The sequence below is a fragment of the Ochrobactrum sp. Q0168 genome (assembly GCF_016427605.1).
GTDB lineage: Bacteria > Pseudomonadota > Alphaproteobacteria > Rhizobiales > Rhizobiaceae > Brucella.
This window is the reverse complement of record NZ_JAELXQ010000004.1, coordinates 21,035-46,747: the sequence shown is the minus strand read 5'-3', so window position 1 is coordinate 46,747 and position 25,713 is coordinate 21,035. Positions and strand designations below refer to the sequence as shown.

Here is a 25,713-nt window from a genome sequence, read left to right as displayed (position 1 = left end):
GAATGCGGCAATCGGACGGTTGAATTTAAATCGATTAAATTATAAAGATGGGCCGCGCATATGGCACCGTTGTCATAGTAGGCTATGACTGACAGACTGATTTGCGCGAACGAAAGAAGAGAGCGACAGATGACCAGCCAGACTATTCCGGTAGAGCCTTTCGACTGCATCGTTTTTGGCGGCTCGGGCGACCTAGCCGAACGCAAACTGATCCCGGCATTGTATCAGCGGCAGCGTGCAGGCCAGCTCTCCGACCCGACGCGCATTATCGGCGCTTCGCGCAGCGCCATGACCGATGACGAGTATCGCAAGTTTGCGCGCGATGCCATTCATGAGCACGTCAAACCTGCGGAAGTCGACGAAAAGCAGGTCGAAGAATTTCTGAAGCGTGTCAGCTATGTTGCCGTCGACGCCAAGTCCGAAGAGGGCTGGGATGCGCTCAAGACATTGATCGGCAAGAAGCCGGAAAAGATTCGCGCCTTTTACCTTGCAGTCAGCCCGACCCTGTTCGGCGATATCGCCACGCGCCTGAAGAGCCACGGGCTCATCACCCGCGACACGCGCATCATCGTTGAAAAGCCGATTGGCCGCGATCTGGATTCGGCAATGGCGCTCAACGACACGCTGGGCAGCGTGTTCCGCGAAGACCAGATTTTCCGCATCGACCACTATCTGGGCAAGGAAACGGTGCAGAACCTGATGGCACTGCGCTTTGCCAATGCGCTTTATGAGCCGCTCTGGAACTCCGCCCATATCGACCATGTCCAGATCACCGTTGCAGAAGCCGTCGGCCTTGAAGGTCGCGCCGGTTATTACAACACGGCGGGCGCGCTGCGCGACATGGTGCAGAACCATATTCTTCAGCTGCTCTGCCTTGTGGCCATGGAGCCGCCATCCTCGATTGAAGCGGATGCCGTGCATGACGAAAAGGTGAAGGTGCTGCGCTCGCTGAAGCCCATCACCAACGCCAATGTCGAGGATGTGACCGTACGCGGCCAGTATCGCGCAGGCGCATCTGCGGGTGGTCCGGTTCGCGGTTATCTCGAAGACCTCGAAAGCGAGACCAGCAACACGGAAACCTTTGTGGCGCTGAAGGCCGAAATCGCCAACTGGCGTTGGGCGGGTGTGCCGTTCTATCTGCGCACAGGCAAGCGTCTGGCGACCCGCGTTTCGGAAATCGTCGTGACTTTCAAGCCGATCCCGCATTCGATCTTCGGGGAAAGTGCCGGCAAGGTCATTGCCAATCAGCTCGTGATCCGCCTGCAGCCGGATGAAGGCGTCAAGCAGTGGCTGATGATCAAGGATCCGGGCCCGGGCGGCATGCGCCTGCGTCACGTTCCGCTCGACATGAGCTTTGCTGCGTCCTTCAGCGAGCGCAATCCCGATGCCTATGAGCGGCTGATCATGGATGTCGTGCGCGGCAATCAGACCCTGTTCATGCGCCGCGACGAAGTCGAGGCCGCATGGCGCTGGATCGACCCGATCCTTCAGGGATGGGAGTTGAACGGTCAGCAGGTTCAGGGTTACACCGCGGGCACGTGGGGGCCATCGTCGTCCATCGCATTGATTGAACGCGACGGTCGCACCTGGCACGAAACGTTATAAAGGATCCTGAAAGGAACAGCATGACCATCGAACGGCACGATTTCACCAGCGGAACGGAACTGGCGCAGGCGCTCTCGGAGGCAATTGCAATCAAGCTGGCAGCCGCAATCGCTGAGCGGGGACAGGCCACACTGGCCGTTTCCGGCGGCACCACGCCGCTGAAACTGTTCGAGGTGCTGTCGCGCAAGATGATCGACTGGAACCTCGTCACGATCACCCTCGTTGACGAGCGTTTCGTGGCCACGGACAGTGATCGTTCCAATGAAAAGCTGGTCCGCGACCATCTTTTGCGCGATCATGCGGGCGTGGCGAAATTCGTCGGCCTTTATAATCCGGCGGCGACGGCAGAAACGGCAGCACTTGCTGCCGCAAGCCGCATCGATGCATTGCGCCGTCCGTTCGACGTGGTGGTGCTTGGCATGGGCAATGATGGTCATACCGCTTCGTTCTTCCCGAATGCCGACCGGCTCGACCAGGCGATTGACCCGACAACGCGGGCGCTCGTGCTGCCGATCCATGCGGAAGGTGCGGGCGAAAAGCGCCTGACGCTGACCCTGCCGCTCATCGCCGAGGCCGACATGCTGGTGTTGCACATCGAGGGTGTTGCCAAGCAGGCAACGCTTGAAAAGGCGCTGTCCGGCGACGATGAACTTGAAATGCCGGTACGGGCTGTCTTTCACCATGCCCGCACCCCCATCCAGCTTTACTGGACCAGTTAAATTCCATTCAGGCCAGATTGGCACAGGTGATACCCATGCCCATGCAGTCCGCTCACAAACGCATTAAGGAAATCACCGCGCGCATCCGCGAGCGCTCCAAACCAGCCCGCGAGGCCTATATTGGCCGCGTGCGTGAGGCGGCGCTGAAAAAACCGAACCGCACGGTTCTGGCCTGCGCTAATCTGGCACACGGTTTTGCGGCCTGCGGGCCGCATGACAAGGCGGCGCTGACTGGCGATGAAGTGCTCAATCTGGGCATCATCACCGCCTATAACGACATGCTTTCGGCGCATCAGCCGTTCGAGACTTTTCCGCAGCTCATCAAGCAGGCGGCCCGCGATGCGGGCGGCGTTGCGCAGGTGGCGGGCGGCGTACCGGCGATGTGCGACGGCGTGACCCAGGGTTTCGCCGGCATGGAACTGTCGCTGTTCTCGCGTGAAGTCATCGCCATGGCCGCAGCCGTTGGCCTGTCGCATGACATGTTCGATGCCGCCGTTTATCTCGGCGTCTGCGACAAGATCGTGCCGGGCCTCATCATCGGCGCGCTGACCTTTGGGCACCTGCCCGCGGTTTTCGTGCCTGCCGGTCCGATGACCACGGGCCTGCCCAATGACGAGAAGGCAAAGACCCGCCAGCTTTATGCGGAAGGCAAGGTCGGGCGCGCCGAACTGCTGGAATCGGAGTCGAAATCCTATCACGGTCCCGGCACCTGCACCTTCTACGGCACCGCCAATTCCAACCAGATGCTGATGGAAATCATGGGCCTGCATTTGCCGGGCGCATCCTTCATCAATCCGGGCACGCCGCTGCGCGATGCGCTGACGCGCGAAGCTGCCAAGCGGGCGCTGGCGATCACCGCCTGCGGCAATGAATATACGCCCGTCGGCGAAATGCTGGACGAACGGTCTTTCGTCAACGGCATTATCGGCCTCAACGCCACCGGCGGTTCGACGAACCATACGATCCACCTCATCGCCATGGCGGCGGCAGCCGGTATCAAGCTGACCTGGCACGATATTTCCGAGATTTCGGACGTGGTGCCGCTGCTGGCCCGCGTCTACCCGAACGGTCTTGCCGATGTGAACCATTTCCATGCCGCAGGCGGTATGGGCTTCCTTATCCGCGAGCTTCTGGACGGCGGTATTCTTCATGAAGATGTGCGCACCGTCTGGGGCGAAGGACTGCGCCCTTACGCCATCGAACCGAAGCTTGGCGCTGACGGCACCGTCATACGCGAACCGGTTCCCGAAAAGAGCGGCGACGACAAGGTGCTGGCGAAAATCCATGCGCCGTTCCAGCCGAGCGGCGGCCTCAAGGTGCTGACGGGCAATATCGGCAATGCTATCATCAAGGTTTCCGCCGTGAAGCCGGAGCGTCAAGTGATTGAAGCGCCTGCCAAGGTGTTCAACGATCAGGCCGAATTGCAGGCTGCCTTCAAGGCGGGCGACCTGACCGGCGATTTCATCGCGGTGGTTCGCTATCAAGGACCGAAAGCCAATGGCATGCCGGAACTGCACAAGCTGATGACGGTTCTCGGCATCTTGCAGGATCGCGGCCAGCGCGTGGCGCTTGTCACCGATGGTCGGCTGTCGGGCGCATCGGGCAAGGTGCCTTCCGCAATCCACGTCACGCCGGAAGCGCTCGATGGCGGCATCATCGGAAAAATCCGCAACGGCGATGTTATCCGCCTCGATGCCGTCAATGGTACGCTGGAAGTTTTGATCAATCAGGCGACACTCGACGCCCGGCTCGAAGAACGCCCCGATCTTTCCGCCAATGAACATGGCATGGGCCGCGAATTGTTCCGCGCCTTCCGGCAGATTGCCGGGCGAGCCGACGAGGGCGCTTCGGTGTTCTGAAACAATTAAGGCAAAGCGGGTTTTGCGCCGCTTTGCCTCTCAAATCGCATCAAATTGCGTGATAAGGCGCGAAAAGCGCCTCTCAATTGTGTCAAAAAACAGGCTTTTTTACGCCAGCACTGCGGCAGGCCGCCGTCAGCGTATTGGCCATCAGCATGGCGATGGTCATCGGGCCGACACCGCCCGGAACCGGCGTGATCGCGCCCGCAACCTTCTCCGCATCCGCAAAATCGACATCGCCGACAAGGCGGGTTTTGCCATCGCCCTTTTCCGGCGCCGGAATGCGGTTGATGCCGACGTCAATCACCGTCGCGCCGGGCTTGACCCAATCGCCCTTGACCATCTGCGGACGACCAACGGCTGCGACCAGAATATCCGCCGTGCGCGCAATCGCCGGCAGATCCTTGGTGCGGCTATGGGCAACCGTAACCGTTGCATTCGCAGCGAGCAGCAGGTTGAACATCGGCTTGCCGACAATGTTGGAACGCCCGATCACCACGGCGTTGAGACCCGAAAGATCGCGTCCGTGAACGCGCTCGATCATGATCATCGCACCGGCTGGCGTGCAGGGCACGAAAGCCGTATCGACCTCGCCAGTGCCGAGCTTGCCGACATTGATGAAGTGGAAGCCGTCCACGTCCTTGTCTGGCGAAATCGTCTGGATGACGCGGCCTGAATCGATGTGCTTCGGCAGCGGCAGCTGCACCAGAATGCCGTGAATGGCCGGATCGTTGTTGAGGCTCTCGATCAGGTCGAGCAGCTCCTGCTCCGAGGCTGTTTCCGGCAGATCGTGCTGGACGGAATGAAAACCGCATTCCTTGGCCTTGCGGCCTTTGGAGGCAACATAGACCTGGCTCGCCGGGTCTTCACCCACGATCACCACGGCAATACCGGGAACAACGCCGGTCGCTGCAACGAGCTTTTCGGTTTCGGTCTTCACCGTGGAAACCACATCCTCGGCGAGCTTCTTGCCATCGATCAACTGGGCCATAGCGAGCGCTTCTTTCTGTTCGAAATATCGGCTTTGCGAGATAACGGGGTGGAATGTCTGGGAGATACATCACATCCGTCGGGCATACATGCCAATAAGCGTCATGGCGCGCGATGACAATTACCGAATGCTCGACAAAGTGGAAATCAGGTCAGGATTTCAGAAGTTTCAGAACCGGGTGCCGCGATTTGCGCGGACATCGTCGATGGTACGCTGCAATTCATCCGCTTCTGCAACCGTATCGGCCCGATTGTTTTCGACTTCCCAGCGCTCATTCGCTTCCCGAATGACGGCGGCAAGCCGCGTTTCGCCATAGGTTTCAAGGACGTCTTCGACCTCGGCTTCGTCGGGCTCCCGTTGTTCTGCGGCAGGAACCGACCTGCTGCCAAACAGGCACGAGAAAAGGCCAAGCCAAAGGCCGCCAAGCAATCCGGCCAGAACGGAAGTCTGCAAGGACAGCCCATGCCGACCGGAAGACAGATTTGCCGGTGCGACGAGGCGCACCGTGGCTCCCGTCGCCGACAAGGTGCTCATATCGCCTTTCGCCGCACGCATTTGCGCATCGTCATAAAGCGCCTGCCGCGCGGCCAGATCGCGTTCCATTGCCTGCAGGCGATTGCGGTCTTCATCGCTCGCGGGCGCTGCATCCAGCCCTGTCATGGCCGATGCCGCCTTCTGCTCGTTTTCAACGGCTTTCCGCAGACCGGCCTGAATGAGGCTGCGCTGATTGGCAATTTCCCTATCGATTGCAGCAGCAACAGATTTAGCCGCCTCGCTTTTCCCGGCAGCGCGATATTGCTCGACGAGCGCACCCAGCACGCCTGACCGCATGTCTTCCGGCAAACCGTCCCGCAACAGGCTTTCCGCCGTCATGCTGCTCAAGCGACCAGCCTCGGCACCAATCCGCGCCGTTTCGGCCTTGGCCTCGGCGAAAGCCTTTTCAAGCGCCGCACGATCACCATCACCGAAATTCCGGCTGGCGCGGAAGGCTTCAACCGCCGCCTTGGCGGAAACCGCATCCGCTTCCAGAACCTGCAATCGCTCGGGCAGGCCGGCATCCGGCGCGCCCCCGCTGCCGGTCAGCTGATCACGGAAAGCCTGCGCAACGGCATTGGCAACGGCTGTCGCCGTTTGCTGTGTTGCGGCCTTGGCCTCCACCGTGACGATGCCGCTATCGAGCACCTGCGAAAATTCCAGATGCGGACGAAGCAGTGCTGCGCCCGTTTGCGCGGATTGCGTCGCGGGGGCAGCCTCGCCTTCCGCTGTGGTGAGCCGGTCAAGCGCGTGGCGTAGCTGGTCAAGAAGCGGCGGAGGTCCGAAATCCTGCGGCGACTGGATGCGCGCCAGTTGTGCGGCGCGATTCAGCACTGCTTCGGATGCTATCTCGCTGCGACGTTCGGAAGGAAACACCTGCAAGGATACCGACACATGATACTGTCGCGGCTCAAGGGCTGCATAGCCAAGCCCCAGCAACCCGCCCAGCATAGTGAAACCCAGAATGCGGCCCCAACGCAGACGCCAGCGCCCGCGCGGCTTGGCAGGTTGCGCCACAGCGGCTGGAGCGACAACGGCAGACACCGCGTGTTCCGGTTCGGCCTGCCTTTGCAGGTCCGGTGCAGGGGCCGCCGTTTGCGGGGCTGTTTCCGGCTCAAGCCGGGACTGCAATTCGGCGCGTATAGCGTTCATGCGCTGGCGCATATCGGCAGCAGGATCATGGACCGTTGAAGGGGCCGCCGGTGCGCCCTCCAGCATTTCCCGCTTGCGGCGCAAAAGCTCGTCACGCCGCCTGCGATGCTCGCGCTCGGCCAGCAATTCCTCGGCCAGTTCGGCTGTGGTCCTGGCCGATCCGGCATCGGGGGATTTGTCCAGAAACTCGGGAGCATAAGCCAATAAAGGGCGCAAAACAGCAGCTTTTCCCTTGTTGTTTTGCTCAACCATCGCTTTTCCCGATGCCTATCCAAGCCCATTTACCGGTCCTTCTTGCCGGACCATCCACCCATGATCATGCCCATATCACAGACCATAAGAATTATGGCATCAACCATGGCAAACAAACCGTTAAAATTGTAACTTTCCATAGTGATTGATAATGATGCGCGACTGGAGAAAACAACGATGCAAACCAAAATGGAACATCCGGTCGATATGGGACGCCTTGAGGGCATCATTCAGTTCATTCAGGCAGCAGAACGCCTGAAAAGCACATTGCGTTCCGGCCATACCGCCGAAGGCCGCCCGGAAAGTACTGCCGAACACAGCTGGCGGCTGTGTCTGCTGGTCACGCTTTTCGACAAGGAACTTGGAGACTGCGACCGGCTGCGCCTTCTCAAAATGTGCCTTGTGCATGATCTGGGCGAGGCGATTTCCGGCGATGTACCGGCCATTTACCAAAGCCTCGACGATGGCCGCGCCGAGCGGGAAAGGGCCGATCTTATAAAGCTCTGCGAACCGCTTCCCGACGATCTGCGTGCGGAAATTCTTGATCTTTGGGCCGATTACAATCGCGGCATTTCGCCGGAAGCCATCTTCGCCAAGGGCTTCGACAAGATCGAAACCATGCTCCAGCATAATATCGGGCTGAACCCGCCCGATTTCGATTATGGGTTCAATCTCGGCTACGGCCTCAAGCAGACCGAGCGCCACCCGCTCTTGCGCCAGTTTCGCACCCTTGTGGATGCGCAAACAGCGCGCAATGCAGAGCGGCAGAAGCGATCAGTTTAACGTCGCGAAGTGCCGCAGCGTGAAGACAATCTGGTAGACCAAGGCAAGTGTGGCAAAGGCCGCATGGTAACGCCGGTTGTCCCAGAACATGGCGATGACGCTGAAGACGATGAAACAGACAGTCTGGATCGGATACTCGATCCCATAGAGGTGATAGTGATCGACACCTTTCAACAAGGTATCGAGGACGTCCACCACATGGATCAGCGCCAGAATGCCGAAGAACCATTTGCGCCGCGACATGAAATAATCGCGATAGCCGGTATATTCCTCCATGTTGTCGGGGAAGAGCAGCGTGCATTGCAGGAAATAGAGCCCGGCATAGAAGATCACGAACAGATATTTTTCGAATGTCCATTGCGGAATGATTCTGAGGCCGAACTCGAACCACCAGAAATGCACCACCGACAGCAGCACGAAGGCCACCCAGGCCATATGCACCGGATAGATTTTCTGTTTGCCGGGATGCTGGATGAAACGCGCAAAGCCGGTGAGCAGGCGCGAAACGCACAAGCCCAAAATCATGCCGATGATGATGCGGACGTGACCGAAGGCTTCCGCAGGCGGAACGCCAGTCGTCAAAGACGGATCCATTGGCCCCTCATTCCAAGCGCGGATTAACTTAAAGAACCGCGATTTCCATGCGACTTTCTCAAGACATACTGGTCGATAATTTATGAGGCATCAATAAATTGCGGGCCGAAAAGGTATAATTTCCGCAGTTTTATGTTGTGACCGCCAGCAATGATCAAATATGGCCGCGCCACCTTGCGGATTGCGAAGGCGCGATTGTATACCGGGCGTCAACAACCCAAGCGCTTCAGCGCCGAAACATTCAGACAGGTGGAACAATCAATATGCAGGATACGGTCATTCTCGTCGGTTGCGGCAATATGGGCTTTGCCATGCTCAAAGGCTGGCTCGACAACGGTATTTTGAAAGCAGACGACGTTCATGTCGTTGAGCCGACGGATGCGCTTCGCGAGCGCGCTGCGGGCGCTGGCGTTCATGGCTATGCCAGCGTTGACGCCCTGCCTGCCGACCTGCAGCCGCGCATGATCCTCGTTGCCGTCAAACCGCAGGTGATGAACGCTGTTCTGCCAGCCTATAAGCGCTTTGCACCCGCCGCCACCTTTGTCAGCGTCGCTGCTGGCATTCCGGTTGCGCTGTTCGAAAATCATCTCGGCCACGACGCAGCCATCCTCCGCTGCATGCCCAACACGCCTGCCGCCATCGGCAAGGGCATGATGGTGACCTTCAAGAACGCCAATGTGACTGCTGACAATGAAGCTTTCGTTGCGCGCTTGCTCGCGACCTCGGGCAAGGTCGCAAGCGTTGATGACGAAGCGCTGATGGATGCCGTCACGGCGGTTTCTGGCTCCGGCCCGGCCTATGTGTTCCACTTCATTGAAGCGCTGACCGATGCCGGTGTCACCGCTGGCCTTCCACGCGAAACGGCGGCACTTCTTGCCATGCAGACCGTGATGGGTGCTGGCGCGCTTGCCGATGCCAGCACCGACACCCCGTCGAAGCTGCGCGAGCAGGTGACGAGCCCGAACGGCACCACGGCGGCAGCACTGGAAGTGCTGATGGGCGGCGACCGTCTCAAGACGCTGGTTGCCGAAGCCGTTGAGGCCGCGCGCAAGCGTTCGGTGGAGCTCGGCAAGGCTTAATCAGCCAGCCTCGGCACCGCTTCGATCAGCGCTCTGGTGACAGGCGCTTGCGGTGTCAGGATCAGCTCCCGCGTCGGGCGGTTTTCAACGATCCGCCCGCGCTCCATCACCGCAATGCGATCCGCCATTTGGGCAGCAACCGCTAGATCATGGGTAATGAAGAGATAGGCCGTCTGCTCGGCCCTTTGTATCTCCCGCAACAGGTCGAGAATGGCGCCGCGCACCGTCACATCGAGCGCGGAAACTGCTTCATCCAGCACGATCAGCGACGGGGATGTCGCAAGCGCGCGGGCAATCGCCACGCGCTGCCGCTGGCCGCCGGAGATTTCGTGCACGCCGCGCCGCGCAAGCGCCGGATCGAGCCCGACCTTTTCCAATAGAGCTCCAATAGCGCGCTTGATGCCGTGAATCCGCAGCGGTTCATGCAGAAGATCGCCAACGCTGGCGCGGGGATTGAAAGCGGATAGCGGGTCCTGAAACACCATCTGCATCCGCGCGCGGCGCTTTCGCAGCGCAGCACCTTGCCATGCCAGCCAATCCTCATTCTCAAAGCGGATTGTCCCGCTCTCCAGCGGCTGTAGACGCAGCAAAGCACGCGCAAGCGTGGACTTACCGCTGCCCGACGGACCGACCAGCGCCAGGGTTTCACCCTTGGCGATCTCAAGGCCGACATGGTCGAGCGCCAATGCACCGCCATAGCGCACCACCAGCCCATCAGCCTGCAACAATGCCTCAGCCATGGGGTGTCAACTCCAGTGCGGGCACGGCGGCAATCAGCGCGCGCGTATAGTCCGTCTGCGGGGTGTGGATGAGCGCCCGCGTGTCGCCGCTTTCCACAAGCCCACCCCGGCGAAAAACCGCGATACGATCCGCAAGTCCGGAAGCGAGCGCAATATCATGCGTGATGAAGATCAGCGTCATGCCGTCTTCGCGTACCAGCCTGTGCAGCAGCGTGACTATTTCCCGTTGGACAATCGTATCGAGCGCGCTTGTCGGCTCGTCGGCAATCAGCAAGCGCGGATTGGCGGCGATGGCGAGCGCTATGGCGATACGCTGCTTTTGCCCGCCGGAGAACTGATGCGGATAGCGGTAAAAACTATCCTCCACATCGGGGATGCGCACGCGCTCAAGCAGCGCCAACGCCCGCAGTTTGGCGGTCTGCCTATCCAGTTTTTCGTGGGCGCGAATGGTTTCGACCAATTGCGCGCCGGTGCTCATCAGTGGATCGAAGCTCGATGCCGGGTCCTGAAAGACAAAGCCGATATCGCGTCCGGGTTTCATCGGACCATCAGTCCAGTCGATGCGCCCCGAAGCCTGCGCATTGGCAGGGAGAAGGCCTGCAAGCGCCAGCGCCAGCGTGCTTTTGCCGGAGCCGCTTTCGCCGATGATGGCAAGCGTTTTGCCCGCTTCTATATCAAGCTGGACGTTGCCCAGCGCCATTTCGCGCCCATAGGTGACAGAGAGATTTTCCAGCTGCACGAGCAGGCTCATGATTGCACCTCGCGGCGTGTAGCGGCGGCAGTCATACCCTCGCCCGCCAGATAGACGCCGACGACGGTCAACGCCAATGCCAGTCCCGGCAAAATTGAAAGCCACGGCGCGGAGCGCAGAACCGTGCGGCCTTCCGCAATCATCCCGCCCCAGGTGACGCGGTTTGGATCGCCCAAGCCGAGAAAGGATAGTGCCGCTTCGATCAATATGGCGGAAGCGACAATCACCGGCACCAGCGCCAGAACCGGCGGCAGGGCATTGGGCAAGATCTGGCGAAAGGCGATCTCCAGCGGATGCATGCCGATGGTGCGAGCCGACGCCACATAGTCGCGTTCGCGGATCGATAGCACCTGTCCGCGTGTCAGCCGTGCGGCCTGCGTCCAGCTTGAAAGCACGATGGCCGCCACCAGAACCGGCAATGACGGCCCGGCAAGACTGACCAGCGCCAGCGCCAAGAGAAAGCCCGGCACCGTTTGGAACGCTTCGGTGATCCGCATCAGGATTTCATCCACGATCCCACCTGCAAAGCCTGCCAGCACGCCGACCGTGCTGCCGACGAGGATGGAAGCGAAAGCCGCCGCAAGACCGACAATCAGCGAAGTGCGCCCGCCATGGAAAAGTTCGGCCAGCACATTACGACCGAGTCGATCTGTGCCGAGCGGAAAAGCGCTGTTTTCGAACGGCGCCAGCAAGGGAGAGGCGACGATCCGCAGCGGATCGCCGGGAAAGAGAAGCGGCGCTAAAAGCGCTACTGCGACAAGGATCGTCAGGATGATCACCCCCGCCAGACCCTCGCCGGTTCTGAGACTGCGCAGAAAAACCGTCATGCGCTGGCCTTTCGTGCCGCCCGCTCCGCAATACGCGGATCGAGCCAGACATAGAGAAGGTCGATCACGAAATTGACCACGATCACCATGATCGCGCTCGTCAGAATGACGCCGAGAAGCAAGGGCGTATCGCGGCTTGCAACGGCCTCCTGCGCCAATCGTCCGAGACCGGGAACCGCGAATACGCTTTCGATCACCACGCTGCCGCCCAACATGCTGGCCGCCTGCAATCCAAGCAGCGTGACGAGCGGCAACAGCGCATTGCGCGCCACATGGCGCAACACGATGCGCGGCCGCGAAATGCCCCGCGCCCGCAAGGCCCGCACAAAATCCATCCGCCATATGTCGGCCATCGCAGCGCGCATGACCCGCAGATAGAGCGCCAGATAAATCAGCGCCAGCGACACAACCGGCAGCACCAGATGACGTGCGATATCGCCTGCCCGCGCCAGACCCTGCTTGCCCGATGTGATGGTTTCAATGCCGCTCGATGGCAACCAGCGCAGCCGGATGGAAAACAAAATGACCAGCACCAGCGCCAGCCAGAAACCCGGAATGGCGTAGAGCACCAGAGACGTAACCGACAGAAACCGATCCCGGAAACTGCCGGGTCTTGCGCCGGCGACAAGCCCGAGCAAAGTGCCGATGGCAAAGGACAGCGCCGTCGCCGCACCCATCAGCAGCAGCGTATTGGGCAGCCGTTCCAGAATGACGCCGAGAATGGGCCGGTTGAAACTGACCGACCAGCCAAGATTGCCCTGCAGGAGAGAGGCGAGATAGGCGGCAAGCCGATGCCAGACCGACTGGTCCAGCCCCCAGCGGGCGCGCATGTCCGCAATCTGCGTCGCATCGCCGCCAAAGCTGACGGCATAGGCGTCAACCGCATCGCCGGGGGCAAGTTCCAGCACCAGAAAACAGCCGACAACGACAATCAGCAGCACAAGACTGCTGCCGATCAGACGTTTCCGGAGAAGGGTTAGAATCTGCGCCACCCCGCGACGATACAATCAACGCGATGTTTCGTCACCGTTCTATCGCGGTTCAACCCAGGTATCGGCCCAGTTGGACACCGCCCAGCGCGGATTGTTGGAAACATTCTTCACCCGCTCATTGGCAACCGTGATGAAACCCCATTCGGTAACATTGATCAGCGGCAGATCCGCTTCAACTTTCTGCTGGAACTGATGGTAAAGCGCCGTGCGTTTCGCCTCATCAATCTCGCGTGCTGCGGCGGCAATCAGGGTATCCAGTTCTGCATTGGCATAGCCGCCCTGATTGGAGAATGGCACACCCGCCGGAATGCCGCTTTCCACCAGAATAGTCGTGGAGATGGCCGGATCGCCACGATAGACGGTCGGCGCAATGGCGAGGTCGAAATCGTGGTCGGTATAGACCGCCTTTTGATGCGCTGCCGCGTCATTGTTGACGATGCGCGCATCAATACCAATCGCGGCCAGCGCCTGACGCAGATAATCACCAAACTGTCTGGTCTCGTTGAAATAGGGCGCGGGCAAAAGCTTCAGCGCGAAGCGCGTTCCGCCCTCGCCCCGCTTGTAGCCCGCCTGGTCCAGAAGCGCATTCGCCTTGGCCACATCGAACGGATAGGACGGCACATCTCCCGTATAGAACTGGCTGTCATAGCGCGGCACAGGGCCGGTGGATGTCTTGGCATAGCCGAGGAATATGGTCTTGACCACGAAATCGCGGTCGATCGCATGGGCAATCGCCTGACGAACCTTGAGATCGGCCAGTTCCTTGCGGCGATGGTTGATTTCCACCACCAGCTGATAGGTCAGCGCCTCATAGCCCTTGGAAACAACCGTCAATCCCGGCACTTTCGAAATGCGCTCAAGGTCAGCCAGCGGCACGGCGGAGAAAGCCGCCAGATCAATCTCCTCTGCCTCCAGCGCTCCGGCTGCGGCAGCCCGGTCGGGCAGAACACGATAGACGATCTCATCGAGACAGGGTTCGCCGTCGCCCCAATAGGCGTCGTTCCTGACCAGCCGGTAATATTCGCCGGTCTTGTGTTCTGCGTATTTGAACGGTCCAGTGCCAATGAGCTTTTCATTGGCCGGATTGGCCGCAATATCCGTCCCCGCAAAAACATGTTTCGGCAGAACGGCGGTCAGCGCGGGCAGAGCGTTGCGCACGAGCTGGAACGGCGTCGGCTCCGAGAAATGAAAGACGGCGGTATGATCGTCCGGCGTTTCCACCTTTTCCAGCGCCTTGAACACGACGCGGCCAAGATTTTGCAACGGTTTCCAGACTTCCAGCGCGGAGAACGCCACATCTGCCGCCGTAAACGGCGTGCCGTCATGCCATTTGACGCCTTCACGCAGGCGAAATGTTACGGTCCGCCCGTCCGCCGAGCCTTCCCAGGCTGTGGCGAGACGCGGGCTCAGACCGTTTTCGCCGTCGAAAGAGGCTTCGGCCAGCGGTTCGACAATCTTGCTTGCAACGAAAAACACGCCATTGGAGGCGACGATAGCCGGATTGAGATTACGCGGTTCGGAATCCGCTGCCACCACAAGCCGTCCGCCCTTTTGCACGCTGCCCTCCGCCCGCACCCCTTTCGGCCATGCGACTGACGCAGCCAGAAAGGTCGAGCCGACCAGAAAACCTCTTCGCGACGCAATGAAACGAGACATGACCCACCTGCCCTGCAATTTTATACCGACGGGCATATTTCTATCGCAGCCGCCTGTAAATGACAGGGTCAAAACCTGTCACCACGACAATAAATATTGAAAATCATTTCCTTTTTCGGAGATTTTGACCAACAGATCAACGCAGTATATTCCAATTATATGCTCACTGATTATTCAGTATTTCGCAGAATATTGCTGAATTAATTTTTTACAAAATCGCCATCTAAAGAAATTCTCCCCTTGCCAAAGGGCCGCCTTTGCATAGATCATGGTTAATTATGTGTTGTCGTATTTCGTGAAGAGAGAGAAACGGATAGGACGAGCACATGACGACAGGAGAACGCCCCCGCTCCTGTTTCACCCACTTGCAGGCCCGACCAAGCAAATCCGGCTGCAAGTTTGAAGCTGAACCACATTGGAAGAGAGGAAACAGAAATGTCTAGTTTGCTGCCCCCGCTTCATGACGGTCACGCACCGATCTATCTTCATCATGCATTTCAGGATGCAGTGGACGCTTATGAAGATTGGACTTTGGAATCGGCCGAGCCGGTTGTTCAGGTCAATGGCAAGATTACGCGTATCAGCGTTGTCTTTCGTCGCCTGTGGAACTGCACCGACATGGTGCCGCGCCACACGCTGGAAGCATTGAAGGATATCGTTCCGTCGACACTGGTGCATGCGGAACGCTGGAAAGAAAACGCAACTTTTTCGGAAGCTGCCCGCGTGATGCGCGCGGCTTTGGAACGGCGTAAGGCACGACGGCTCCCTGTCGTGTGCTGATCGCGTGTAACCGGACAGGCGGGCGGGGTCATCCCCGCCCGCTTTTTTGTGCACGAAAGGCCGAAACCCGCCTGTATGACCTTTTTCAGCCGGGCCTCTCGCTCTATGAAACGGCCAATGAAATAAACCTCCCAAGTCTCAAACAAATTATCTCAGGAGTTCCGATGCGTAAGCTGCTTACCGCCGCCCTTATTCTCGCTTTCTGCACAGCCGGATCGGCGATGGCAAAAACCATACGCGTCGGCGTTACACCCGGCCCGCACGCTCAGATCATGGAAAAGGTCAAGCAGGTGGCCGCCGCCAAGGGTCTGGAAATCGACATTCAGGAATTTTCCGATTACGTCATTCCGAACATGGCGCTGGCCGATGGCGCGCTGGAAGCCAATTCTTTCCAGCATCAGCCCTATCTCGACAATCAGGTCGCCGACCGCAAGTTCGATATTGTCAGCGTCGCCCAGTCCGTCAACTTCCCGATGGGCATGTATTCGAAGAAGCTGAAGAATATCTCCGAACTTGCCGATGGCGCGACGGTGGCGATCCCCAACGACCCGACCAATGGCGCACGCGCGCTACTGGTTCTGGCCGATAACGGTCTCATCAAGGTCGATCCGGCCAAGGGTCTGCGCGCCAGCGTGATCGATGTGACCGAAAACCCAAAGAACCTCAAATTCGTCGAACTTGATGCCGCGCAGCTGCCGCGCTCGCTGGACGATGTCGAGGCCGCCGTCATCAACACGAATTATGCCATGGAAGCCGGTCTTAACCCGGCCAAGGACCCGCTGATCCGCGAAGGCGACAAGGCGCCCTATTTCAACGTCATTGCCGTGCGCACCGCTGACAAGGACGCCGATTGGGTCAAGGAACTTGTCGGCGCCTATCACAGCGCGGAAGTGAAGACCTTCATCGAAGAAACCTTCAAGGGCTCGGTTCAGCCTGCCTGGTAAGCCTATCTCGCAAAATAAAAAAGCCGGTCCGAGATAATCGGGCCGGCGTTTTATATGAATTGAATGACAGGTTCAGAGCTTGCGGAAGCGCACCCGCGCACTGCGCTCAATGGCGGCGACGGTCAGCTCGTCCAGCGTCCAGCGGTCGCGCAGCATCTGGAGAAACTCCAGCTCTTCCTGCTCGACATGCAGATCGGCAGCGGCCACTTCGACCGCCAGCGCGTAGGCCGTGTCGTAGAGCTTTTCAGGCAGTGCGTCATGGGCGAGGTCGAGGATCTTTTCCAGCCCGTCTTCGTCGGCCAGCAGCGCATAGCACGCATTGGCCAGGCGCGGCAATTCCGCCGTATCGAAGCCGCGGAACACCGGAAGGCGCGTCACCACATTGCCGATGGACTCCAGTTCGGCATCGGACATCGACGTATCGGCAGCCGACGTCGTGATCATGATGTAGACGAGCGCATCCTGCGGCGAGATTTTCTTCATCGGGTACTCCTCAGCAACACGAGAGCATTTCCAGCGCTATCAACGGAATCAGCTTTTCCGGTTACACTTTGCCGGAAAGTTAGGAAGCTGCTTGCGGTTAGGCAAGGAAATTCCGCACCAGCCGTTGACGACATCGGGTTGTCGCGCCATAGAGCATGAGCACGCAAGCGTGCATCGTTTTTCAAGAATAACGCCCTTCACAGGATATCAGGACAAAACCATGACCTCGCATCGTCTGCCCGAAATAACGCTGACCCCGGAACTGACCGCGGCGGCTGCGGACGCGAAAGCATGGCCCTTCGAAGAGGCGCGGAAAATCCTCAAACGCTATGCCAAGACCGGTCTGCCGGACACCGTGATTTTTGAAACCGGCTATGGCCCGTCGGGCCTGCCGCATATCGGCACCTTCGGCGAAGTGGCCCGCACCTCGATGGTGCGCCACGCCTTCCGTATTCTGACCGAAGACAAGGTGAAGACGCGCCTCATCTGCTTCTCCGACGATCTCGACGGTATGCGCAAGATTCCGGACAATGTACCGGACAAGGCCGCTCTTGAGCCTTATCTGCAAATGCCGCTTTCGTCCGTGCCGAACCCGTTTGGCGGCGAATATAAGAGCTTTGCCGAGCATAACAATGCCATGCTCTGCCGCTTCCTCGACACTTTCGGCTTCGATTATGAATTCGCCAGCGCGACGGAATATTACAAGTCCGGCAAGTTCGATGCGGTGCTGCTCAAGGCCGTCGAGCGCTATGACGACATCATGAAGGTCATGCTGCCGACGCTGGGCGAAGAGCGTCAGGCGACCTACAGCCCATTCCTGCCGATCTCGCCCAAGTCGGGTCGCGTGCTTTACGTGCCGATGAAGAGTGTCGATGCCAAGGCTGGCACGATCACCTTCAATGATGAAGACGGCGTTGAAACCACGCTTTCCGTCAAGGGCGGCAATGTAAAGCTGCAATGGAAGCCGGATTTCGGCATGCGTTGGGCGGCACTTGGCGTCGATTTCGAAATGTTCGGCAAGGATCACCAGACCAATGCGGGCGTTTACGACCGCATTTGCGAAATTCTGGGCGGACGCGCGCCGGAACATTTCGTCTACGAGTTGTTCCTCGACCAGCTCGGCCAGAAGATTTCCAAGTCCAAGGGCAACGGCATTTCGATTGACGAATGGCTGGCCTATGCCCCGACCGAAAGCCTCGCGCTTTACAATTTCCAGAAGCCGAAGACCGCGAAGCGTCTTTATTTCGATGTGATCCCGAAGGCGGTGGACGAATATTTCACCTATCTTTCGGCCTATGACCGTCAGGAATGGAAGGACCGGCTGAACAATCCGGTCTGGCACATTCATTACGGCAACCCGCCGAAGGTTGACCTGCCGGTCACCTTTGCGCTGATGCTGAATCTCGTCAGCGCATCGAATGCGGAAAACCCCTCGGTCCTGTGGGGCTTTATCTCGCGCCATGCGCCGGGCGTCACGCCGGAAAACAATCCGGAGCTCGATGCGCTCGTGGGCTACGCGATCCGTTACTTCAACGATTTCGTCAAGCCGACTAAGCAGTTCCGCGCACCGGACGATGTGGAGCGCGGCGCATTGGAAGCGCTGGACGCCAAGCTTGCGACCCTGCCTGCCGGGACCGATGGCAACGACATCCAGAACGCCATTCTGGACGTCGCCCGCGCTATCGAGCGCTATCAGGATCACACCAAGAAAAGCCCGGAAGGCGGACCCGGCGTGTCGGTTTCCTTCTTCCAGATGCTCTATGAAGTGCTGATCGGACAGGAACGCGGACCCCGCTTCGGCTCGTTCGTCGCACTTTACGGCATCGACGAAACCCGCGCCTTGATCAAAAAGGCGCTTGCTGGCGAACTGGTCTAGAGCATTTCCAGCAAACGTGCGAAGCGGTTTTGCGTGCGGAAATGCGTAAAAACAAAGACTTAGAGCGGTTCCGACGATTCCGTCAAAACAGGAACCGCTCTAAGCCGCTCAACAGCCAAACCAAAACAACAAGCCCCGCAGCCACCTGGCGCGGGGCTTTTTTGTGCTTGAAACGCTGTCACATTCGTTCCAATTGACTCTGCTCCTCATAGTAGGTAGAACGACCTACCTACTGTGAGGGTTGCTGTGATGAAGACCGTTCAGACACCATTTCCAGCTTCGACGGAAAGCGCGCGCGAAAAGCTGCTTAACGCCGCCGCCGTGCTGTTTTACGATCACGGCATCGGCGGCACCGGCATCGATGCGATCGTTCAAAAAGCGGGCGTTGCGAAGAAGAGCCTCTATAACAATTTTGCGTCCAAAGCCGATCTGGTGAACCAGTATCTGGAGGTGCGCCATGCGGAATGGTTGGGCCTTTACGATGCGCGCTTGCAGCAGGCGTCCACGCCGCTGGAAAAGGTTCTCGCGGTTTTCGACGCCTATCAGGACCATGCCGAATTTGCCTATGAGCACGGCTTTCGCGGATGCGGTCTGCTGAATGCTGCCGCCGAACTGACCGCGGGCGATATCGGACGGCAGGCCGTGAAAAACCACAAGCGCGAAGTTGAAGCCTTGCTGGCGGGGCATCTGGCAGAACTGCTACCGGGCGCCCCCGAAAAAGCGGTGACGCTCGCCCGGCAATTGTCGTTTCTGCTGGAAGGAGCGATGTCGCGTGCGGGCCTTGAGGGGAACAGCGCCTGCATTCAGGAAGCGCGGGCAATGGCATCGGACATGTTGGGGGCATTGTGAACACATCATCGCGCAATTATGCGATTGGCGTCGCGGCCATTCTGTTTTCCTCCGCCGTATGGGGCACGACCGGCACAGCCGCCACCTTCGCCCCGGACGTGGGGGCAGCCGCAATCGGCGCAGCCGCGATGGGTGTGGGCGGATTGATGCAGGCAGTTCTGGCCGGACGCGGCATCCGACGCGCATGGCCGCAACTGGCCCAGCACTGGCGCAACCTCGTCCTCGGCGGGCTGGCCGTCGCCATCTATCCGCTCGCCTTCTATGCCTCGATGCGGATGGCTGGCGTAACCATCGGAACTGTCGTGACGCTCGGTTCCGCGCCCCTGCTTTCCGCCCTGATCGAATATATATTCGACGGTTCCCGCCTGTCGCGGCAATGGTTGTGGGGGGCCATGATCGGACTGCTCGGCATGATCCTCATATCAGTGGCCGAAGGATCGGCGCATAGCGGCATTCAAACCGAAAGCTCGGTGCTGATTGGCATCGGTCTTGGACTGGTCGGCGGTCTGACCTATGCGCTCTATTCCTGGACCGCGCGTGGACTGATCCTGAGCGGCATCCATTCATCCGTGGCGATGGGCGCGACATTCGGCATTGGCGGTCTGCTGCTGATGCCTGTCCTGCTGATGACTGGCGCGCCCTTCCTCGCCTCGTGGAACAATGCTGCCGTCGGCATCTATATGGCGGCGGTGCCGATGTTCCTCGGCTATGTCTGCTTCGGCATCGGCCTTGCGCGTGTTCCCGTCAGCATGGCAACGACGATCACATTGGTCGAGCCCGTCGTCGCAGCACTGCTGGCCGTGGTCATCGTGGGAGAGCGTCTCCCAGCCATGGGCTGGCTCGGAGTCGTGCTGGTTATCGCGTGCCTGATTGTGATCACCGTACCGCTGAAATCAGCGACACGTAGAAACCCGAAGGCAACAGCGCAAGCTTAATTGGCCGGTGCTGGCGCCACCGGCGCTGGCGGGAATTCACCCTGCTGCGGAGAGGGCGCAGAGGGTTGCGTTTCCGGTACTGCGGGCGAAAGATCGTTCAGGCCATTGCCGGTATCAGGCTCAAGGCTCTGCAAGGAAACATCCGGCTTGTCACCAAAAATGCCAAGACGCGCCTCTTCCGCCTTGCGGCCCGCATCGGCGTAGGCGCCGTCCGGCGTCGCCTTGGCCCAGCCATTCGTCACCAGCCATTCGGCCGCATCGTCATTGCCCAGCTTGCACCCGGTGGCAATCGCGGCACCGCTATCATTCTGCGGCAGACGGCACATGATGGCGCGCGAGCGCAGCCACTGGCGGAACGCCGTCCGCGCCTGCATGCCGCAAGGCCAGCTTTCCCCGGCTGCGTTCTGGCACGTCTGCTCGACCGGGAGTACCTCAATGCCCTGCAGATCGATCAGGCGACCCTGACTTTCAAGCCGCCCGGCAGCAATAGCAACGGGGCGTTGCAAAAGCTGCATATCCTCATTCTCGCCAACCTGCGTCGCCGGCGGGGTGTTGGCCTCAGTCCGCGCGACGGGTTCCGGCGGCTTTGGCGTCGCCGCAAGACCGAGATCGCTCAGCGGCGGGCGTGGCGCTTCGCGCTGAAGCCCGTTTGCCGCATCGCTGGAATTGCCGGACTGGGCGTTTTGCTGTTCGTCCGCAGGCGGGGTCTGTGTCTTCGCTGCGACGTTGCTGTTCGGCTCGTCATAATCGAACTGTTCCACCACGATGCCGTTGCCCGAACCGCCATTCGGCTTCGCTGCATCGCTATCCGACGCGACCACTGGCACAGGCCCATCGAGAGCGCCATAAAAAGGAGCGATGAAAGCCGCGGCCAGCAGCGCGCCGGTCAATCCGGCAAGACTGCCATAAACGACCCGCGAATGGCTTCTTGTCTGCGACTGCGCCATTACTGGCTGGCCCATAGAATTCTGGCGATCCATTCCACATCCTTGGTTTCAAAGCTGCGGTTTGAATGCTCGGGGTTAAGCGAATGCAATTCGATTGTCCGTGGTGTCTGGCGATGAAGGATTTTGGCCATGACTTCTCCGTCCTTGGTTCGCACCACCACGCGGTCGCCGCGACGCACCGGCGCATTGGGCGCGACAATCAACGTATCGCCGTCACGGTAAAGGGGCAACATGCTGTCGCCCGAAACTTCCAGCGCATACACCCCTTCGCTGGTGCCCACCGGAAATTCCACAATGCCCCAGCCCTGCCCCGCCGGAAAACCGGCATCGTCGAAATAGCCGCCTGCGCCCGCCTCCGCCATGCCGAGAAGCGGGATCGACTGCGGGTCCTGCATATATTCGCCGAAACCCTGGTTCGCATTCCCGCCGCCCATCAGACGTGTGAGTTCTTCAAAAGTCGCACCGGTAGCTTCCATTACCTTCGCCAACGACTCCGTCGAGGGCCAGCGTGCACGCCCATCGGCAGCGTAACGCTTCGATTTGTTGAAGGTCGTGGGATCAAGACCCGCGCGGCGGGCAAGCCCCGACGCGCTCAAGGAATGGCGCTCGGCCAATGCGTCAATCGCCGCCCAGATGCTGTCATGAGAAAACATGTTATGATCCGTCAATTCAGGCAAGTCTCTTCCCACGACGAACTCGGACCGAGGAACGAGCTATTTAGGATTTTAAACCTACAACTTGTGGCGACTTGTGCCAGAACCTACCGAAAATTGGGGTTTTGCGCAAGATGCATGATTTGACAGGGAAAATTTTCTTATCTGAACATCGCGAAACGGGATGACAAGAAAGCGCGGTGTTTTCACACCGCGCTTTCTAAATTTTCAGCCTTTGTGGATTAAGCTGCTTTCTTGGTTTCGCCCTTGTAGGGATTGAAACGCTGATAGAAGCTTTCGCCATTCTCGGCCATGTCGAGAAGCAGCTTCGGCGCCTTGAACTGCTGGCCGTATTTCTTCTGCAACTCCTTGGCAAGCTTGACGAATTTCTTCGCGCCCATGCCATCGATATAGGACAGCGTGCCGCCCGTATAAGGCGCGAAACCGAAGGCGAGGATCGAGCCGACATCCGCTTCGCGCGGATCGGTTACAATGCCTTCTTCCATGACGCGGGCCGCTTCGAGAGCGATGGTGACGAGGAAGCGTTCTTTCAGCTCCTTCACGTCGATCTTGTCCGGGTTCTGCTGCGGATAGAGATCCTTGAGACCGGCCCAGAGATGCTTCTTGGCAGGTTTGGCCGGGTAGTCGTAGAATCCCTTGCCATTCTTGCGGCCCTTGCGGTCGAACTCGTTGACGAGCCTGTCCACCAGTTCGACATGGCGCGGATCGACAGCCTTATCGCCCAGATCGGCAAGCGTGGCTTTCAGGATCTTCTGCGACAGATCGATTGCCGTTTCGTCGTTGAGCGCCAGCGGACCAACCGGCATACCGGCCATGCGGGCGGCATTTTCGATCATCGCCGCCGGGACGCCTTCGACCAGCATGTTGTAGGCTTCCGACATATAGCGCAGCACGCAGCGATTGACGTAGAAGCCGCGCGTGTCGTTGACGACAATCGGCGTCTTCTTGATCGCGCGGACGTAATCGAGCGCGACGGCCAGCGCCTTGTCCGAAGTTTTCTTGCCGAGGATCACTTCCACCAGCATCATCTTATCGACCGGCGAGAAGAAGTGGATGCCGATGAAGTTTTTCGGACGCTTCGAGACCTTGGCAAGACCGCTGATCGGCAGGGTCGAGGTGTTGGACGCGAAGATCGCCGATGATTTCAGCACTTCCTCGGCTTTTTCGGTCGCGACACGCTTGACGTCGCGGTCCTCGAACACGGCTTCGATCACCAGATCGGCACCTTCGAGAAGCGCATAATCCGGGGTTGCGGTGATGAGCGACAGGAGCTTTTCCTTGTCGGCCTCGGTGGCGCGGCCCTTCTGCATTTCCTTGGTGACGAGATCGGCGGTATGGGCCTTCCCCTTGTCGGCGGATTCCTGATCGCGGTCGATCAGCACCACAGGAATGCCGGCCTTTGCCGTCACATAGGCAATGCCCGCACCCATGAAACCAGCGCCGATGACGCCGATTTTCTTGAGCTTGGTCGGCTTTTCATCCGCCGGGCGGCGCGCGCCCTTGTTCAGCTCCTGCAACGACACGAACAGCGAGCGGATCATCATGCCCGCTTCGGTCGTCTGAAGGATTTCGGTGAAATAGCGCTGCTCGATCTTAAGGCCGGTATCGAACGGAACCAGAAGGCCTTCATAAACGGACTTTAGAATGGCCAGCGCCGCTGGATAATTACCCGACGTTTCGCGGCGCAGAATAGCGGTTGCGGCAGGCCAAAGGTTCGCGCCGGCAGCCGAATAGATCGCGCCGCCCGGTAGCTTGAAGCCCTTTTCATCCCATGGCTGAACCGGCTTGAGGCCGCCCTTGATGAGCTTCTTGGCGGTTTCGACCAGCTTCTTTGCCGGGGCGACTTCCGTAACGAGGCCCATCGCCTTGGCGCGCTGCGCCGTCAGGCTGGAGCCGGTCGTCATCATTTGCAGCGCATCCTGCTGGTTGGCAAGACGCGGAACGCGCTGCGTGCCGCCAGCGCCCGGGAACAGGCCGACCTTCACTTCCGGCAGCGCCAGCTTCACGCCCGGCGCATCCGACACAACCCGCGCATGGCAGGCAAGCGACATTTCAAACGCGCCGCCCATGCAGGTGCCGTTGATGGCCGACACCCACGGCTTGCCGCTGGTTTCAAGCTTGCGGAACAGACCACTCATCTTGCCGACATTGTCGAAGAGAGACTGAACCGCGCCCTCGGGGTCCTTGGCCTTCTGCTTCTGGAACGCCTTGAACATGCCTTCCAGCATGGTCAGATCGGCACCGCCAGAGAAGCTTTCCTTGCCGGACGTGATCACCACGCCCTTGATCTTATCGTCGGCAACCACCGCATCGATGATGGCGTTCAGTTCCTGCATCACCTCGACGGTGAAAACATTCATCGACTTTTCAGGCATGTCCCAGGTGACGAGGGCAATGCCGTCGGCGTCGGTCTCAACTTTGAAATTCGTGTAAGCCATTCGTAAAACCTCCCTCGCCCTTATACGCGCTCGATGATCGTCGCCGTGCCCATGCCAGCGCCGATGCACAAGGTCACCAGCGCGGTGTTGAGATCGCGGCGTTCCAGCTCATCCAGCACTGTACCGAGGATCATCGCGCCGGTTGCGCCGAGCGGATGGCCCATGGCAATCGCGCCGCCATTGACGTTGATCTTGTCGTGCGGAATGTCGAAAGCCTGCATATAGCGCAGCACCACAGCGGCGAAGGCTTCATTGAGTTCGAACAGGTCGATATCCGAAATCTTCAGCTTGGCCTGCTTGAGCAGCTTTTCCGTCACATCGACCGGGCCGGTCAGCATAAGCGCCGGTTCGGAGCCGATATTGGCGAAAGCGCGTATGCGCGCACGCGGCTTGATGTCGAACGCCTTGCCTGCCTTTTTGGAGCCAACCAGAACGCCCGCCGCGCCATCGACGATACCCGACGAATTACCGGCATGATGCACGTGATTGACCGTTTCGATTTCCGGATGGGCCTGAATGCCAACGGCATTGAAACCGCCCATTTCGCCCGGCATCACGAAAGACGGGTTCAACTGGCCCAGCGCCTGCATGTCGGTCGAAGGGCGCATATGCTCGTCATGATCGAGAATGGTCAGGCCATTCTGATCCTTGATCGAGATGACCGAATTCTTGAAATAGCCCTTTTCCCACGACTTGGCGGCGCGCTTCTGGCTTTCGACAGCATAGGCATCCACATCATCGCGGCTGAAACCGTATTTGGTGGCGATCAGATCGGCGGAAACGCCCTGCGGCATGAAATAGCCGGGAAAGCCGACCGATGGGTCCATGTACCATGCGCCACCCGACATGCCCATGCCGACGCGCGACATGCTTTCCACACCGCCCGCAATCACCAGCTCGTCAGAACCGAACGCGACCTTCGCGGCAGCGAGGTTGATCGCATCGAGTCCGGAAGCGCAGAAGCGCGAAATCTGGATGCCGGGGGCCTTGAAGTCGTAGCCGGCTTCGAAAGCGGCGGAGCGCGGAATGACCGCGCCCGCTTCGCCAACTGGATCGACACAGCCGAAAATAATGTCATCGACCTTTGCGGTATCGATGCCGTTGCGATCGCGCAGGGATTCCAGAACCTTCGCGCCCAGACGCACGGCAGGCACTTCATGCAAGGACCCGTCCTTCTTGCCGCGCCCGCGCGGCGTCCGGACGTGATCGTAAATATAAGCCTCAGCCATTTTTTCTCCTTCCCGCCGGGTCCG

General features: G+C 59.4%; 23 protein-coding genes. 10 read left to right on the top strand and 13 right to left on the bottom strand.

Translation table 11 applies throughout. The features are described 5' to 3' along the window. Nucleotides 1-129 precede the first annotated feature (129 nt). From zwf to edd, 3 genes are read left to right on the top strand one after another with little or no spacing between them, the layout of a single operon-like run. Nucleotides 130-1,605 carry a glucose-6-phosphate dehydrogenase gene (gene zwf, locus JAU75_RS09930; RefSeq protein ID WP_199056368.1) on the top strand — a complete coding sequence of 492 codons (1,476 nt, stop codon included), beginning with the start codon at nt 130-132 and terminating at the stop codon, nt 1,603-1,605. A gap of 20 nt (nt 1,606-1,625) precedes the next feature. Next, entirely contained in the window at nt 1,626-2,324 is a 699-nt protein-coding gene (gene pgl, locus JAU75_RS09925; protein ID WP_199056367.1) for a 6-phosphogluconolactonase, read from the top strand. 35 nt (nt 2,325-2,359) lie between these two features. Further along, complete coding sequence (gene edd, locus JAU75_RS09920) at nt 2,360-4,183, top strand: phosphogluconate dehydratase (protein WP_199056366.1); 1,824 nt, start codon at nt 2,360-2,362, stop codon at nt 4,181-4,183. Between the two features lie 91 nt (nt 4,184-4,274). Here edd and folD read toward each other — a convergent pair whose 3' ends face one another. Continuing rightward, nucleotides 4,275-5,174, bottom strand: coding sequence for a bifunctional methylenetetrahydrofolate dehydrogenase/methenyltetrahydrofolate cyclohydrolase FolD (folD, locus tag JAU75_RS09915; protein ID WP_199056365.1), 900 nt, complete (start codon nt 5,172-5,174; stop codon nt 4,275-4,277). A 168-nt stretch (nt 5,175-5,342) separates the two neighbouring features. Next, entirely contained in the window at nt 5,343-7,112 is a 1,770-nt protein-coding gene (locus JAU75_RS09910; RefSeq protein ID WP_199056364.1) for a lipopolysaccharide biosynthesis protein, read from the bottom strand. 177 nt (nt 7,113-7,289) lie between these two features. Between JAU75_RS09910 and JAU75_RS09905 the strand changes: the two genes are divergently transcribed. Beyond that, entirely contained in the window at nt 7,290-7,895 is a 606-nt protein-coding gene (locus JAU75_RS09905; protein WP_199056363.1) for an HD domain-containing protein, read from the top strand. Here the strand turns inward: JAU75_RS09905 and JAU75_RS09900 are convergent. Continuing rightward, nucleotides 7,887-8,489, bottom strand: a complete 603-nt coding sequence (locus JAU75_RS09900; RefSeq protein WP_199056362.1) for a hypothetical protein — start codon at nt 8,487-8,489, stop codon at nt 7,887-7,889. The genes JAU75_RS09905 and JAU75_RS09900 overlap by 9 nt on opposite strands. A 263-nt stretch (nt 8,490-8,752) precedes the next feature. Between JAU75_RS09900 and proC the strand changes: the two genes are divergently transcribed. Next, nucleotides 8,753-9,568 (top strand): pyrroline-5-carboxylate reductase, encoded by an 816-nt coding sequence (gene proC / locus JAU75_RS09895; protein ID WP_199056361.1) that lies wholly within the window; start codon nt 8,753-8,755, stop codon nt 9,566-9,568. Here proC and JAU75_RS09890 read toward each other — a convergent pair. Genes JAU75_RS09890 through JAU75_RS09870 form a run of 5 tightly spaced genes read right to left on the bottom strand, consistent with a single transcriptional unit; the run spans nt 9,565 to nt 14,534 of the window. Next, complete coding sequence (locus tag JAU75_RS09890) at nt 9,565-10,308, bottom strand: dipeptide/oligopeptide/nickel ABC transporter ATP-binding protein (RefSeq protein ID WP_199056360.1); 744 nt, start codon at nt 10,306-10,308, stop codon at nt 9,565-9,567. The two genes, proC and JAU75_RS09890, sit on opposite strands and share 4 nt — an antisense overlap. After that, nucleotides 10,301-11,059, bottom strand: a complete 759-nt coding sequence (locus JAU75_RS09885) for an ABC transporter ATP-binding protein (protein WP_199056359.1) — start codon at nt 11,057-11,059, stop codon at nt 10,301-10,303. Before JAU75_RS09885 ends, JAU75_RS09890 begins: the two co-directional genes overlap by 8 nt. Beyond that, nucleotides 11,056-11,886, bottom strand: a complete 831-nt coding sequence (locus tag JAU75_RS09880; protein WP_199056358.1) for an ABC transporter permease — start codon at nt 11,884-11,886, stop codon at nt 11,056-11,058. The genes JAU75_RS09885 and JAU75_RS09880 overlap by 4 nt, the downstream gene beginning before the upstream one ends. After that, a complete protein-coding gene (locus JAU75_RS09875; protein WP_371836153.1) occupies nt 11,883-12,878 on the bottom strand; it encodes an ABC transporter permease in 996 nt (331 codons plus the stop codon). The genes JAU75_RS09880 and JAU75_RS09875 overlap by 4 nt, the downstream gene beginning before the upstream one ends. Before the next feature lie 39 nt (nt 12,879-12,917). Further along, a complete protein-coding gene (locus JAU75_RS09870; protein WP_199056356.1) occupies nt 12,918-14,534 on the bottom strand; it encodes an ABC transporter substrate-binding protein in 1,617 nt (538 codons plus the stop codon). 435 nt (nt 14,535-14,969) lie between these two features. Here JAU75_RS09870 and JAU75_RS09865 point away from each other — a divergent pair, with 435 nt between their 5' ends. Both JAU75_RS09865 and JAU75_RS09860 read left to right on the top strand, forming a co-directional pair. Beyond that, entirely contained in the window at nt 14,970-15,314 is a 345-nt protein-coding gene (locus JAU75_RS09865) for a hypothetical protein (protein ID WP_199056355.1), read from the top strand. 164 nt (nt 15,315-15,478) lie between these two features. Beyond that, complete coding sequence (locus tag JAU75_RS09860; protein ID WP_199056354.1) at nt 15,479-16,258, top strand: MetQ/NlpA family ABC transporter substrate-binding protein; 780 nt, start codon at nt 15,479-15,481, stop codon at nt 16,256-16,258. 72 nt (nt 16,259-16,330) lie between these two features. Here the strand turns inward: JAU75_RS09860 and JAU75_RS09855 are convergent, their stop codons facing one another. Beyond that, on the bottom strand, nt 16,331-16,741 hold the full coding sequence (locus tag JAU75_RS09855; protein ID WP_199056353.1) for a tellurite resistance TerB family protein: 411 nt from the start codon (nt 16,739-16,741) through the stop codon (nt 16,331-16,333). A 220-nt stretch (nt 16,742-16,961) separates the two neighbouring features. On the opposite strand from JAU75_RS09855, the gene JAU75_RS09850 reads away from it, so the two are divergent. The 3 genes from JAU75_RS09850 (at nt 16,962) to JAU75_RS09840 (ending at nt 20,401) form a co-directional block, all read left to right on the top strand. Next, nucleotides 16,962-18,617, top strand: a complete 1,656-nt coding sequence (locus JAU75_RS09850) for a lysine--tRNA ligase (protein ID WP_199056352.1) — start codon at nt 16,962-16,964, stop codon at nt 18,615-18,617. Between the two features lie 249 nt (nt 18,618-18,866). After that, nucleotides 18,867-19,466, top strand: a complete 600-nt coding sequence (locus tag JAU75_RS09845) for a TetR/AcrR family transcriptional regulator (RefSeq protein WP_199056351.1) — start codon at nt 18,867-18,869, stop codon at nt 19,464-19,466. After that, the gene (locus tag JAU75_RS09840) at nt 19,463-20,401 is read left to right on the top strand and encodes an EamA family transporter (protein ID WP_199056350.1); all 939 of its coding nucleotides are present in this window, start codon (nt 19,463-19,465) and stop codon (nt 20,399-20,401) included. Before JAU75_RS09845 ends, JAU75_RS09840 begins: the two co-directional genes overlap by 4 nt. On the opposite strand, the gene JAU75_RS09835 is transcribed toward JAU75_RS09840, so the two are convergent. The 4 genes from JAU75_RS09835 to JAU75_RS09820 all read right to left on the bottom strand — a co-directional run bounded on the left by JAU75_RS09835 (nt 20,398) and on the right by JAU75_RS09820 (nt 25,689). Beyond that, nucleotides 20,398-21,348: a thermonuclease family protein gene (locus JAU75_RS09835; RefSeq protein WP_199056576.1), complete on the bottom strand. Its 951-nt coding sequence runs from the start codon at nt 21,346-21,348 to the stop codon at nt 20,398-20,400. The genes JAU75_RS09840 and JAU75_RS09835 overlap by 4 nt on opposite strands. Then, nucleotides 21,348-22,001 carry a helix-turn-helix transcriptional regulator gene (locus JAU75_RS09830; RefSeq protein WP_199056349.1) on the bottom strand — a complete coding sequence of 218 codons (654 nt, stop codon included), beginning with the start codon at nt 21,999-22,001 and terminating at the stop codon, nt 21,348-21,350. Before JAU75_RS09830 ends, JAU75_RS09835 begins: the two co-directional genes overlap by 1 nt. A 242-nt stretch (nt 22,002-22,243) precedes the next feature. Continuing rightward, nucleotides 22,244-24,460 (bottom strand): 3-hydroxyacyl-CoA dehydrogenase NAD-binding domain-containing protein, encoded by a 2,217-nt coding sequence (locus tag JAU75_RS09825; protein ID WP_199056348.1) that lies wholly within the window; start codon nt 24,458-24,460, stop codon nt 22,244-22,246. A gap of 20 nt (nt 24,461-24,480) precedes the next feature. After that, nucleotides 24,481-25,689, bottom strand: a complete 1,209-nt coding sequence (locus tag JAU75_RS09820) for an acetyl-CoA C-acetyltransferase (protein WP_199056347.1) — start codon at nt 25,687-25,689, stop codon at nt 24,481-24,483. Nucleotides 25,690-25,713: the final 24 nt, after the last annotated feature.